At 50.4% G+C, this 14773-nt stretch carries 5 protein-coding genes; all 5 read right to left on the bottom strand.

Translation table 11 applies throughout. The annotated features are described in order from the left end of the window. Nucleotides 1-159 precede the first annotated feature (159 nt). From AC6R1A_RS03250 to AC6R1A_RS03230, 5 genes are read right to left on the bottom strand one after another with little or no spacing between them, the layout of a single operon-like run. On the bottom strand, nt 160-774 hold the full coding sequence (locus tag AC6R1A_RS03250; protein WP_500633328.1) for an OmpA family protein: 615 nt from the start codon (nt 772-774) through the stop codon (nt 160-162). Further along, complete coding sequence (locus AC6R1A_RS03245; RefSeq protein ID WP_500631154.1) at nt 771-2081, bottom strand: TolC family outer membrane protein; 1311 nt, start codon at nt 2079-2081, stop codon at nt 771-773. The genes AC6R1A_RS03250 and AC6R1A_RS03245 overlap by 4 nt, the downstream gene beginning before the upstream one ends. A gap of 18 nt (nt 2082-2099) precedes the next feature. Continuing rightward, nucleotides 2100-3419, bottom strand: a complete 1320-nt coding sequence (locus AC6R1A_RS03240) for an HlyD family type I secretion periplasmic adaptor subunit (RefSeq protein WP_500633327.1) — start codon at nt 3417-3419, stop codon at nt 2100-2102. Continuing rightward, entirely contained in the window at nt 3412-5556 is a 2145-nt protein-coding gene (locus tag AC6R1A_RS03235; protein ID WP_500633326.1) for a type I secretion system permease/ATPase, read from the bottom strand. The genes AC6R1A_RS03240 and AC6R1A_RS03235 overlap by 8 nt, the downstream gene beginning before the upstream one ends. An 18-nt stretch (nt 5557-5574) precedes the next feature. Continuing rightward, nucleotides 5575-14685, bottom strand: coding sequence for a T1SS-143 repeat domain-containing protein (locus AC6R1A_RS03230; protein WP_500633325.1), 9111 nt, complete (start codon nt 14683-14685; stop codon nt 5575-5577). Nucleotides 14686-14773 lie beyond the last annotated feature (88 nt).

Genomic DNA, 14773 nt, shown 5'->3' with positions numbered 1-14773 from the left:
AGAATGTCCAACTGCTCAAACTTGCCATCCGTTAATGCACCGATGAGAGAGACCATATGACTGTCCACCGCCACTGCGGTGATCGAGTCTTGCGCCGATGCGTTAGAGACCATACTCCAAGGCATAATAAACAACGCAGTCGACATCAGTGGCAAAAGTTTACTGTTCATTTTTCACCTCTGCATTGCTTTTGGGTGTTAATTGTTGCTCGGAGCTGAAAATCGTCCACGTTGGCTTTACGCTCATGACGTCGGTCATGACGACGGCAATGGCACGACGTTTACGCGCATGCAGATACTGAGTCAATGCCGTCACTTGGGTGAACTCCTGCTCTGAAATACGGTTGGGGTCGATGCCTTGTCGCTCAAGCATCAAACGTATGGTGTAGGTGCGACGCTTAGCCAGAGCCTGGTTGTACGCCAAGCTCGCTTCAGGACTGGTATCACCGAGCAATATTACCGATGCGTCGGGGTGCGCATCGAGCAGGTGCGTAAGCTGCTCAAGGGGCGCCTGATGCTCCGGTGTTTCTTGGTGCTTGTCCATGTCGAAGAAAAAACTGATCACGTTGGCTTTTTCTTCAATTTGCCACTGCGTACAACCTTGTCTGTCGACAGCCACATTATCCGGCGTCAATGCACACAAATCACGCTGATTGATCACGCCGTCGCGATCGTCATCGGTCAGATCATCAATTTGGTGACGCGTCGTCTCAATATTTGGCTCTTGCGCACAAGCGGTCAGCAGCACAAGCGAAAGGGGTAACCACTTCATCATTGTTTCTCCTCCCCTTGCCACTCTTCTGGATGTTCGACTCGAAGCGCATAAGTGAGAATACCCATCGCATTAAACAGTCGGTATGCGGCTAAGGTATGATCGTATTTAGCTGAAACATAATTTTTTCTCGCCAAGAACACTTCCACTTTGGCATCCAACACATCCAACAAACTACGGCGACCCACGTTAAACTGCTGGATATAACCAAGCTCTGCAATTTTCACTGCATCCACGTTTTGTTGCAGTAACATCATCTGTTTCTCTAACATGTCGTAGGCGTTCCAAGCCAGTTGCGTGCCCTCTTCGACTTCACGCTCAGTGCGCAAGCGAATAGCGCGAGCCTCTTCTACGCGCCAAGCGGAAGACTCAACACTCGCATCGGTGGCAAAGCCATTGAAAATATCGTAATCCATCGTCAGCATGATGCGCGCATCTTCATCTGGCCCTTCAGCGTTGCTGACGTTGTCATTCTTGTTGGCATGCAACTCAAGCTTGATCTCTGGGTAATAACCGCCTTTTTCTCGGCGGACCTCTTTACGCGCGGCATCCAAATCCAATACCGCCGCCTTAATTTCGGGGTGATTGTCGATGGCCTGCGTTTTCGCCACCTCCGCACTGCTCGGCAGCAGCGCGTCATCAAACACAGGATCGACCAAGTCCGTAGGCATTTTGCCCACTAGGCGCAAATACTGAGTCTGAAGATCGACGAGATTGTTCTGCGAAGCGATAAGAGAGGATTGAGACGTGGCGACACGCGCTGAAATCTGCGCTAAATCGGAATTGCTGCTCAAACCTTTTTGCGTTTTGTCCAATACATTTTGGTAGATCTCTTGGTGCTCTCGGACATTGCGCTCTGCAAGCTCAAGTAGGGTTTGCGCTTTCAGCAGTTCCAAGTAAATACGCACAATGTCGAGTGACACGTTTTCTGCCCTTGAGATTAAAGTTAGGCGCTCCGCTTCTGCCTCATACCCCAAACGAGCCACATTTGAACTGGTGCTAAAACCATCAAACAGCAATTGAGAGATTTTTAGGCCAATTTCGGTGCGCGTTAAGCCTCTATCATCTGGGTCAATGTATGAGCCACTGTTGTAGCGCGTCTCCTCATAACCGGCTGCAGCATAAAGGTTGGCCTGTGGAAGCTGAAATCCACTTGCGGCATCACCATCACGCACTACAGACTGATAGCGGGAATACTGAGCCAACAACTCTGGGCTGTAATCGATGGCAAACGCCACCGACTCTTCCAGAGAAATGGCGTGCGCTGAACTCGACAGCAACACGCCTAACAGTAACGATTTGGAACGCATTATCTATCCTTATGTTTATTATCGTTCTCGAAGAGCATTCTCTTTTGCTCTCAAAATAGGTTTTAGCCAATAACTCAGGACGGTTTTCTCCCCCGTCAAGATATCCACGGCCACCTGCATGCCCGGAATAATGGTAAATTGCGACACCTTTTCGTTGTCATCCAACGTGATGTGAGCACGGTAGTAGGCATTGCCCTCTTCCGTTTGCAGGGCGTCAGCACTGACATAGGTGACTTTGCCTGCTAATCCACCATAAATGACAAAATCGTAGGCACTGAATTTCACGGTCGCAGCAAGGCCGCTGCGCACAAAAGCAATGTCTTGCGGTGAGATCCTCGCTTCAACTATCAAGGTGCTATTTTCAGGTATTAACTCCATGATCGGCTCGCCGGGTCTCACCACACCACCAATAGTGCGAACAAAGACTTCTTTGACTCGTCCATCAACTGGCGAGACAAGCTGCGTGCGATTAAGTTGATCCGCTATCGCCTGTTGACTCTCTTGCAGTTGAGCCAGTTTAGTGGCGACTTCATTCAGTTGTCCTTGCGCTTTAGCGCGAAAATCGAGCGCCGTGCTTCGCCTATCGGCAATCGCTTCGGCGTAAGCGGCTTTTTGCTTTTGCGCCATCACTTGTGAACTGGCGATGTCACCTTGTAGCTTGACGAAATCACGATTGAGCTTGAGCAGTTCGACTTCCGCGACCGCGCCACTAGCAACGACGTCACGTAACATGTCGCGCTCTTGAGTGACAATGGCCAGACTGCTTTGCAATGTTTTGATGGCATTCAAGGTATCGTTGTAGGCCTGCGCTTGCTGCTCAATGCGCAACGTCGACTCTTCAAGCTCTGCATTGAGCTGACCGATGCGCTCCAAGTAGTTCGCGCGCTCATTAAATAGTGCGTTATGGCTGCCCGCTTCTAACACAAAGGGCGCGGTGACCACATTGACCTGCTCACGCCAGTCAACTTGCGAGCTTTGTACTTGAACACTGATCAATTCGGCTTCCAGACGCTGCTTTTGTGCCAGCAAAGATTGCGCTTGTTGAGCCGACTCTTGAAAGCTCGCTTTAAAACGCGTGTCGTCTAAAATCGCTATGGGCTGACCAAGCTCAACGCGCTCACCTTGAGTGACGAGCACTTGTTTTACCAAGCCCCCTTCTAAGCTTTGTATCGTCTGGACAGAAAGGCTCGGTACCACTTTTCCTTCGCCCACCACCACCTCTTCCAGTTTGGCCCACGTTGCCCACACGATGATGGCAACAATGAGCGCACCACTTAACCAAATCAAGCGACGTGAGCGATAGGCTAGATGCGCGTTGTTCCACGCGGTGCTACTCATGCTTGCCTCCTTTGACCACTGAGACAGAGCGAACACGCTTTTTGTTGGTCTCTTTACGCGCATGCAAGATCTCTGCGGGTGAACCATCTGCAACGATCTGCCCCTGATGAACCACCAAAATACGGTCGCACAAGGAGAGGAAGGAGTGTTTGTGCGAGCTAATGAACATCGTTTTGTCACGCGGCAACGACTGCAAACTATGGAATAAACGCGCCTCTGCATCGCTATCTAAGGAAGCGGTCGGTTCATCTAGAATCAATAAACTTGAGTTGCGATAAAACGCACGCGCCAACGCCACCGCTTGACGTTGACCGCCGGATAAAAAACGTCCGCCTTCACCCACTTGGGTCTCCAACCCGTTACTCATACGATCGAGATAGGCACCCAGTCCCGAAAGCTGTATCGCCTGCGCTAACTTTTTCTGATCGACCTCGTTCGCGCCCAAGGTGATATTGTCTATCACTGTGCCATAGAGCAGTTGTGGGTTTTGTCCCACCCAGCCGGTGTGATGACGAATGGAGGCACTCGGCCAAAGTTGGCTATCAATCTCATCGTAAAAGACGCGTCCTTGGGTTGGATTGGCCTGCTTGGCGATAATGGCAAGTAACGTAGACTTTCCCGCGCCCGCAGCGCCAATAATCCCAACACGCTCACCGGCGGGAATAGCAATACTTACGCTCTCTAAACAAGGTGTGGGAGTTTGAGGGTATTGGTAACTCACCTTGTCTAAACGCACGCCACCTTGGAACTGGCCTTGGGACAATTTACTGCTTTCTTGATCTTCTTGAGGCAAATCGATGATAGCGTTAAGCCCTTCGATAGCGGTCTTAGTTTGCTGATAACGCAGCATGAGAAGAGAGAGTTGATTGATGCTGCCCGCCGCTCGGCCGCTGAGCATCACAATTGCAATCAACCCGCCCATACTGAGCAAGCCCTCAGAAATCTGATAGACACCAAACACGATGAGGCAAATGGTGACGATTTGCTGACTCGATTGAATTGAGTGCGCCACTAAGTTGGAATAATGACGAGAACGATTTTGCCAGTCGGACAAGGACGCGACCGTCTGCTCCCAGCGTTTTTGTATCGTCCCTTGTGCGTTATTTTGTTTGATTTCAGGCAACGAACTTAGGCAATCAAACAGTTGGGCTTGACGCTGGCTCGACAGCGCTGCCGTCTCCTGTTGGGTTTGTTCTATCTTGCCTTTCATCGCGCCCGACAACCCGATCAGCACCAACATCACAGTGACAGGAACCAACATCATCGCCCCACCTAGCCAGCCGATAAGAAGCAAAAACAGCAGGGTAAAAGGCAGATCAATCAAGGTCACCAGAGAAATGGAGGTGAAGAAATCACGGACACTATCAAAATCTTGAAGTTGGCGAGAAAACGCCCCGATCGATTGCGGACGGTTTTCTAGCTTCATCCCCAATACTTTACCAAGCAAGATGGCAGACAGCTTATTATCCAGATAACGCCCAGCGACATCCGTCACTGAGCTTCGCGCCTCGCGCAGCAACCAGTCGAAAACAATCACGACACAGACCCCAACCACCAGTACCCACAAGGTACTAAAGGCTTGATTGGGCACCACTCGATCATACACGTTCATCGTGAACAGCGGGACAACCAGAGCCAGCACATTGATAAGTAAAGACGCTACGAGCAGATCTCGGTACCAAGGCTTCACCTCTTTGACCACGTTCCATAGCCAATGCCCTTGGGAACGAGGCTGCGAGCTTTCGATTCTCTCATCATAGTGTGCTTGAACGTCAATGCGCCACAGGTTGGGCTCTGAGCACCGCTTGATCTCTTCGGCGCTCATGGTCTTCTCGCGATCTTCCGACCACAGCTGATAGCCTTGCTCATCGTATTTGGTGACGATATGAGGTTGATTGCTGTGTTTGTCCACCAGTAAGAGGGGTAAGGATTGTGGAGTGATCTCTGACAGTGGCAACGGCGTCGCGTATAGCTGTGCCCGTTCCAACGCACGGAAAAATAGCTGATGATCCAACCTACCGCGTTCAGACAGCGGCAACCCCGTCAGCAACAAATCCTTGTGGCAACGTTTATCAAAGTGGTTTACCCACCACTCAAGGGCCGCATACCAAGGGTCTAACGCCCCGTTTTGTTCCATAGCCTTCTTTCCCATCTTTTACTGCACGATGAGGTTTTGATCATCAATCATTTTTTGCAGAATCTCGGCTTCCCCGCTCACACTCGGCGCGAAGTCGTTAAGACTCACACCCGCAATACGCACGGATTGCTGAACTGTGCTGCCATCTGGTGTCACCTCAATCAAGACATCCCCGCCGTCATCTCGAATATCGAGTTTTTGCGCCGCACTATCGCCGTCGCTCACGCCAGTTAAAATCGCACTTAAGTCGATGGCATCGCTATCGGCGCTGTATTCATAATCCGTAATCGTATCGGTGCCGCTACTTTGACCAATCACAAATCGGTCATTAACGCCATCAGTACCCGTCAACGTGGTTGAGACAACGCTAGGGTCTTGCAAACTGATGTCAATAACTTGCGCGACACCGCTTGCTGAATCGGAACCTATGCTGGCCACCGGCTCAATCGACAACTGAAAATCGCTGGCTCCATCGTAGCCGCTAACAATCGATAAATCAGCGATGTCCTCCATCGCAACGGTGTACTTACCGTTTTGACTAGTACCCGCGCTTAACACTAGGCCACTCGGTAAGCCAGAGATGATCACGCTGCCCGTTTCATTGTCGGCTGGATTGATAAGTTCAAGACTCAGCCCCAATGGGATGATGCCATCGGCATCGGCGACAATGGTGTCATAATCCACAGTCAGAGTGGGCGCATCAGGCTCCGGCGTAATGGTTAATGTTAAACTCTCCTCGGTCGCCTCGCCCAGGTCATCGGCAAGCTCACCCAACACGATCGCTTGATCATAGCTCGACACAGAAATCGTCACGTCGAACTCTCCAAAAGCATCACCCGGGAAGAAAGTGACGTTGTTAATTTCGCTCGCTTTAACCTGTACAGTCGCGATCGCTCGGCCATCGCCTGTCGACAAAAACACCGAGGTTTGCAATCCCACTTTTATCCGATCTAAGCCCGTAAACGCACTAGCGTCAGAAGTCGGTTCAACAATAAAACTGAGTAGTAGGTACTCGTCACTGTTGGTCTCAAAACTCGAGGCATTGAGTGTAATCTCTACACCGGTGTTTTCCTCACTCGTCAAGCTATCAGCCAGGTCGACCAACTCTACACGGTCACCTACCGGCAATACACCGACAATGAATTCAGAGCTGGTGAAATTGACATCACTGTTTTCAAGCTCTTGGGTTATCGCTTCCAAGGAGAGAGGCATATCACCACTGAAGTCACGTGGCGGAAGAATGTACACATCGCTCAAGCGAGCACTGTCTAACTGCCACTCATAGGTGTTGCTGCCGTCAAAAGTGCCGCCATCAGGACCATTGTTTGGTGCAAGCTCGTAACTGTCTCCCACTTTGTAAACTACAACCGCACCATCAGGGACACCTTTTAAACTCAAAGAGAGGCTTTCTGATCCGTCTTGATCGATCAGCGCCGCACTCATGGAGCCGAGAGAAATATAGCTGTCTTCGTCGCCAGTCACGTTCTCTGTCACAAGATTCGCTTCATCAGCGACAGGTTCAACATTGACGGTGACTGTGGTGGATTTATCTTGTGTGTCAGTTTCGGCGATGTCACTTGCTTCATCGGTGATATTGGCAGTGAAGGTCATCACGACGTCTCCACTGTAATGCGCTGGCGGCACCAACTCGACTTCATTTAATCGAGCAGGCTGCAAAATAGTCCACGTTCCATCGCCGTTGTCTTGCAACACGTCCTCAGGGCCAGACAGCGTCGCACCGGCAGTCAGAGTCACGGTCAAGCTATTGACCGTCTCTTTACCCGTTGCTTCAGTACCCTCGCCAGTGATCATCTGGCTGTCTTCTATACTATCGCCAAGAATGAGCGATAGATTGAGGTCACTGACCGCATCCTCTTGAATCGTGTAAGTATCCGCTGTGACCGCAATGTCATCGACCACGGGCGTAATCTTGATACTAATGGTTTGGTCTGTGGTCACCGAGGTGCCATTACAGGCTGAGGTTTCTATGGTTTGAACGGTAAAGGTTAGGATACCCGCATAATCTTCATCAATACCAGTCAAGACCAAACTGTCCAGCGCCGAAGCAGTAATGGAATAGCCAATCACGTTCCCCAAACGATCATACTCTACAGTGACACCACTGCCCTGAATCTCAACACCTTCGGGCAGTGAATCGGCCGGCACAAAGAACGAGATGACGTTGTCTGGATCGCTAGCAACATCACTATTGAGTAGCCCAGAGAGGTCGATGTTGTCGCCTTCCGGTTGCGTAATATCGCCTGACTGAATATCACCGGGCGTTCCGACTGGATCGCATGTTCCGCTGCCATCATGACCGGTGATCTGCAGTTCAAAACTGGTATCGATAAAGCGGTCATCGCTGCCGTCAAGCACGCGCGCGCGAACCACGATATCCAACACTGGGGTGTTTTGTGCGCTGGAGATAGTCGCACCATTTAGAATTTGTGTCACGCTCTCCTGGAAGCTGTCACTGGTCAAACCCGCTGCTGGAATCAGCCAATTACCATCACCGTCTTGGCTAGCACCATTAGGATGCGTCACAATCAAGGTGTACCCATCCGGAACGACGAGCAAAATGTAATCGAGGTATTCTGAGCCATCGAGATCTTCGTCAATGAAAATGACCGCATCCGATATATCCACCGCGGAGCCATCATCACTGCTGTACAATCTGCCGGAGCTTTCAAGACGCGTATCCAGCTCGACTTTTGCACTCACATTGACACTCAGCGAACCGTCAAGCCAGCGAACATCGGTCGCGCCTTCGCTAGAGGTATCTGTCACTTGGTATTGAATGCCCACACTGAACACGCCACTTAAGTCTTCGCTGGCCAGCACGCTCAAACGGCCACTGGCTAATAAACTGTCGAGGGTGGGCGTGTCGCCATCCAATAAGGTGCTCAAATCGAGGCCGCTTCCAATCTCAATGGGCGCCCCATCAAAGTAGAGGGTAAGGTCGTTATCTAGTGACGTAATAACGTAACCGGTTAAGGTCTCACTGCCATCCTGATCGGCATTGATGGACGGCTGAAGCGATAGTGAAATCAATCGGTCTTCGACCCCTTGGGTCGAAATCACTTGGCCATCGGCTTGATCCACCTGAGGCAACACCTCAATCTCGACGGTCATTGGGAACTCGCCGGCATCACCGTCAGGCTCGGTCGACACCGCGATCACCGACAAGGTGAGCTGGCCACTGAAATCTTTAACTGGTTTGAGATAGAGCGACGCTAAGTCGTCATTACTGACCTGATATACAGGACCTGTGGTGTCATCGATATACGCGATGGTTAACGCAACAGGGTTTCCAGAAGCATCAACTAACTGGGTACCTTCTGGAATATCGGTGAGTAGAATATTGATCGCTTCTGAGACATCATCGTCACTGGTTTGGACAACAAAATCGAGTGCGATTAGCGCATCTTCCAACATGTCCGCTTGATTGCTGATCACCTTGTTCTCAGCATCATACTGCCAATGCCCTTGGCCGCCATCGATGACCGTCGGCTCATCCACCACGCCTTTGAGGTAAATTTGAATCGTTTCAGTGTTGCTTGACGCTTCAGAGTTCTCTGGAATCAAGCCATCTTGGGTAGATTCTGTCGCCACAGCGGTCACATTGATAAAGAGTGATTCCGTGTAGGAACTGATGTCTTCTTTAGGCACCAACGTCACTAAACCAGCCGCAAGATCCGCCGCAAACACCGTGTACTGGTTGTTACCGATATAGCTGCCGCCTTCAATAGTCCAGCCGTCTTGTACTTGAATGTTGATGCGCAAGCTTTCTGAGCCGTCGGTATCGGTGAGGTCAGCGAAGATGTAATCTTGAAGATTGATCCCCTCATCTTCCAGTCCTTTGATGTCTTTGACTTCAAGGGTCGGCGTATCGGCATCCGGTCTCACGTTGACCACCACCTGTGAGGTGGTTTCAGCGGTTTTATCATCGCTGCTAGCAAAGCTATTCCCCGCTTCAATCGCAATCGCCTTGATATCGAACGTGAAACTCCCCGCGACATTCGGGTCCGCTTCGATTTTCATCTGATCGAGTTGAGGTTGAGTGTACTGTTTACCTTCACTGATGGGCGAGCCATTAAGGGTAACGGTGATCCCGTCGGGGATATTTGAGATCTCATATTTAAGCGATTCAGAGCCGTCAAGGTCGACAAGGTTGGCCGTGATATCCAGTGACAGCGCCTCGTCGGCATCTTCAACGGTACTGTAAGTAAACTGGGACTGGCCCCATTCAGGGGTATCAGCAATCGGTAACACCGAGACCTCTAGCGTTTCCGTTAGATCTCGAGGACCCGTATCCGTGCTGATCACCGCAGAGGCATCAAGAGAAATCGACTGTGTAGTATCTGACTGATTTTCCGCAGGAAGATACGTCAACGTACCATTGGGTACCACTAAACTAGGATTCGAGCTATCGAGTTGGCTGCCAGAGAGGGTAATCAATCCGTCAACGGCAACAAGAAGCACACCATTGAGATAGAGTGAACCACCTTGAAGCGAACTTTCGCTGATGGCGATTTGCGTCACCTGCTCTTCTTGGTCGACATCCCCTGTTGAGACTTCAATCGCCAGCGTAGCGAGATTGTCTTCGGTCGTTTGCGTATCAGCAACACGAATAAAGCCTTCGTTGTCCCCCAGTACAAAGCTAATCTCACTGGTGGCTTCATCGCCATCAAAGTCCCGCACTACCATTTGCAGGAAGTCATTCAATACTGGGTCTGCATCTACGCTATCGTTGGTCACCAAGGTGTAACTGCCGTCTCGATTGACCGTTAGCGTGCCGTAGCTGACTGATGGGGTGTTGTCGTTATAGAGATTGATGGTATATGACGGATTGGCATCACTAAAAACATACTGATCATAGCTACCATTGCCATCGACATCATAACCGATGCTGACCAACTGACCACCATCGGCGCCAACACGGCCAAATGCGGTGATCATGTTGCCTGATTGACTGTCCCCTTCGACCAAATTGAGCGTCGAATCTACCGAGATCGGCACATCGTCTTTGACATTGACGGTGTAGTCTACGGCAGTTGAAATATCGCCATCCGCATCGGTCGCCGTCAAAGAAAAGTTGAGTTCGAGGTTGTTCTCACCTAACCCCGATTCGTGATCCAATGGGCGGTACAATTCAAATTCAACGCTGCCATCTAGGTTGAAACGGATACGAAACGCTTCGTCGCCATCAGCCATCGCATAGTACCAACCATTGATGTCGACCTCAGCCAATATCAGTGCGACGCCGCCACTGGTATAACCTTGTGCATCAAAGGCGGTGCGATCTAAACTCAAGGAAACGATATCATCCGAACCTTCAATCAAGTTGATCGAAGGCGTCGACGTTTCAATACCGCTGTCTTGCTGACCTGAGGTCAACCCCTCTTCATCGACATCCATCGACCCAGTCACTTCAATTTGAGGATCCGCGCCATCAAAAATGGTGATGCTCGATTCAACGGTATTTTCCGTCCCATCTGAATCCACTGTGTAGACCGGTACGGGGATGGTTAAGCTTAAATCATTGCCTGCAAGGTTGTGATCAATTTGCTGATACAGCTCAAGACGTACATCAATCGTTGTCGTGTCGCCTGCCGCCAGTACAAAATCGCTAGGCAGAAAAACGCTTAAAACGGTTTGACCATTGGAGAGAATGGCATCGTAACTCCCATCGCCATTGTCTCGCCATGTGATCGCTTGACCGTTTTGGGTGATGGGATCGCCATTCGAGTCCAACACGGCATCACCCGTTTCAACGCCCAAGCCCAAATAAACCAATGGGTCAAACGCTGCACTGACATCAAACGAAACGTCGGCGGTCGCTTTCGCTGTCACGCCTGTTGCTCTTGGCGTTTCAGACAAATCGACGTTCCCAGAACCAATGCTCGGCACGCCACCATCGCTGACGGTAATATCCAAGGTCAATTTCGACTCATCGCCATCGTTATCTTTGGCGGTGACCACGATCGGCAACGTGCTATCACCATCCAGTTGGTCGAGTGCTTGATAGAGTGTGACGGTATAGGGAACGGTTGCATCCGCGTCATTGTCAGGCTGAGCAAAGGTGACGGTAAACACCAGTTCATCGGGCAACAGACGAGTGTGCAGATCTTCTGTATAGCCAGAGAGCGAGCCGTCGTCATTCAAGACAAAGACAATATCGCGCCCGCCACTGCTTAACATTGGTTGGTCGGCCAAATCAAAAAACAGACTATCGAGGTAATCACTGCCGATCGTGAGAGAAAAACTACCATTTGCACTTAACGGTGCTGAGCCAAGATCGCTTTCACTGAGCGTCACGCTGGTGGCATTGGCCAACTCAGGATCCGCACCGTCGTGAATCACCCACTCAAATGCACCGGATGACAATGGTGTGCCATCTAAATCGCTACCGGCAATCAAAAGAGGAATAGTGACAGCATCACTTTTTAAGGTGTGACTGATGGGCTGCGACTGATTAAGGGTGACCGTTGCCGTCACATCATCGCCATTGGCGACTGCGCTCAGTGTTAAAGTAAAAATGGTTTCGCCAGCCGAACTGGCAGTAATGAGGGTACCATCGCCACTTAAGGTATAGGTGATATCGGCTAAATCTAAGGTTGACTGCAAACCCAAAGCGTCGAGCAAAGCGAGCGTGCCATTGGCAAACACAAGGGAGGACGGATCGGGATTATCCGAGCCGGCTAATACCTCAAACGTTGCGTTAAGAGGAGCAGAAACATCGCTTAGGTTGGATTCTGTGCTACTTGCCACACCGTTTTGAATATCACCCGCGCCGCCATCGTTGATGGTGATCGTGGCGGTTGCGGTGCCAAAGTCATTGCTTTCATCCCCCGCCTTGTAGTTAATAGAAACCAAGTGCTCTGCGTTGTGATCTAAGTTTCGCGATGCGGTGAACGTCCAGTGACCATTGGCAAATACCGTCAATACGCCATCACTGGTGGTAAAACTGACTGGCTGATTGCCGGTGATGGCTTTAGTTTCAGCACCGACTTCTACTTCTCGGATCAGAAGTTGCGTATCCAAATCAATATCATTGTTGAGCAAGTTACCTGATGACGTTGTCCCTTCTGTCATGGTGTAGCTTTCGCCAAACACTAGCGGATCGGAGTCCTTGATCGTAATGGGTAAATGGGCAATCACGGTTTCGGTTGTCCCATCGGCGTCGGTTTGTATCCCTTCAAGCAACAGAGCCGTTTGCAGTGAATCTAACCCTTCGCCTTGATCTATCGCTTTGTAAAAGGTGACACGAACTTCATCGCCGACGATTTGTGCTCTGAACACCACTTCATCAGTGTTATTCAGCCCTTCAAGACTTTGCCCATCGCCAGCGACTGTCACCGTGATACTGCTGTTTTGAGAGGTGACACTATCGGTCAGAAAGCTTTGATCGGAATAAAAACGAAAATCGGCGAAATCAACATTAATACTGGCATCTTTTGCTTCGCTGCCAAATATGCCCACCACGGTTTCAGAAAATGAGAGCGAGTCAGGCAGCACGATCGTCGGCATATCGTCGACAGCTTGGTTGCCAATGGCGTTATAAACAGACGCATCAATGGTCCACGTTTGGCTGAGGTCAAGCGACGAGATATCGATATCTTCAACGCTCCATGTATCGCCCGTTACAGCGCCCTGAAAGGTTAACGTCTGCGTACCGTCTGAAACGGTAATGGTGACCAACAATCCATCGTCAACCCCCGTGGTTGTGCCTTGCATCGTAGTCAAATTGCCTTGGCGAAAATCTAAAATGCTAAAGCCCGACAGGGTGTCGATATCAATGGTAGGGACAGTGGTATCGACAATGGTACTCGTATCGGTCGTGGTAGCAGGGTTTCCTGCAATATCTTGCGTACTGGCCGTGACCTCTAAAGTGCCGTCGACAAAATCACCAATATCGACATCCTCGACCTGCCACTGACCGTTCACCACCACAGTGTCAAATTCAAGGGTTGTACTGCCATCGGTGATCACGACATGAACAGGCTGACCATTTTCGACATTGGCCACGGCGCCGGAGAACGTCACGCTCTCTTTTTCATTAATATTGATGACGTTGTCACCACCATCTTCGACATCCGCCGTAATTGACGCCAACGTATCTTTAGTGATGGTATCTTGCGCGATTGCAGGGTTACCCGCCACATCGATGGTTTGTGCGATAACGGTTAAGGTGCCCTCGGCGAGTGCGCTGAGGTCGAGGTTATCCATCGCCCAAGTTCCGCCGGAAACGACAGAGCTCAGTGTTAACGTTGTTCCCACACTGTCAATGATTCGCACTGTGATGGGCTGACCATCTTGGACGAACTCGACACGCCCGACTAAGGCGCCGTTACTCACTTCGAACTGGTTGTAGTATTCGTCACCCTCGCCATCAAAGTCGACATCAATGGTGGCAAGGGTATCTTTGATGGTGTTGTCTTGGGCGCTGACGCTATTGCCAAAGTTGTCTGCGACCACGGCGTTAACCAACAGGGGTCCCTCGGCGAGAGAGGTCAAATCCACTCCGCTTACCGAGTAAATTTCATCATTCGTCACTGCAGTGGTTGATACACTCTTACCATTGATATCGGTAATGGTGATGTTGACGGTGCGACCGTCACGAATATTCGGCGCCGTTCCTTGGATCACCACACCTGGCGATTCAAATCGGTTTTCGTAGCCGTCTCCGCCATCGAGGATATCCACGCTCAGTTGGGCGTTTTGATTAAGGAGATCGAGCACTTCTTGCTCAGGCTGGGCATCATCGTTGGCGAAAGGGTCGTTAGGACGGGTGTCAAAGCCCGCTTTAGCGATGGTTTCTTGAAGGGTTGCTTGAACAAAGTTAATCAAAGAAGCGCTTTGACTCTCTTGCGAATTCGCGCCTGAGTACGCCTCTCCGCTTCGGTTGTTAAGCGTGTATTGAGTCAGCTCTTCTACCACTTGGTCTAGCTGCGCTTCAATGGCCTCTTCTTGCTCTGGCGTCAGGACAAGATTGTCACCCTCGACATCTTGAGTAATCACCAGCACATCTGGCTCTTTGCTGGCGTCGAAAGGGATTTGTTGCCAGCTACCATCTGGCATGATCTGCCAAAGGACGCCGCCAACTTCAATATACATAATAGGGCGCATCTGCTCTCCTAGCCTTTAACTCACCTGACAACCGAATCAAAAACAACCCAGCAACAAATTTTTTATAGGTATATTTAATAATGTGCAC

This window comes from Vibrio sp. R10-SG3-ISO3, assembly GCF_059834225.1.
This window is presented reverse-complemented; position numbering and strand designations above follow the sequence as displayed.

Bases quoted from the DNA above. Each gene is read 5' to 3' on its own strand.
- AC6R1A_RS03235 (WP_500633326.1), bottom strand. From the start codon at position 5,556: ATGGAACAAAACGGGGCGTTAGACCCTTGGTATGCGGCCCTTGAGTGG.
- AC6R1A_RS03245 (WP_500631154.1), bottom strand. From the start codon at position 2,081: ATGCGTTCCAAATCGTTACTGTTAGGCGTGTTGCTGTCGAGTTCAGCG.
- AC6R1A_RS03230 (WP_500633325.1), bottom strand. From the start codon at position 14,685: ATGCGCCCTATTATGTATATTGAAGTTGGCGGCGTCCTTTGGCAGATC.
- AC6R1A_RS03240 (WP_500633327.1), bottom strand. From the start codon at position 3,419: ATGAGTAGCACCGCGTGGAACAACGCGCATCTAGCCTATCGCTCACGT.
- AC6R1A_RS03250 (WP_500633328.1), bottom strand. From the start codon at position 774: ATGATGAAGTGGTTACCCCTTTCGCTTGTGCTGCTGACCGCTTGTGCG.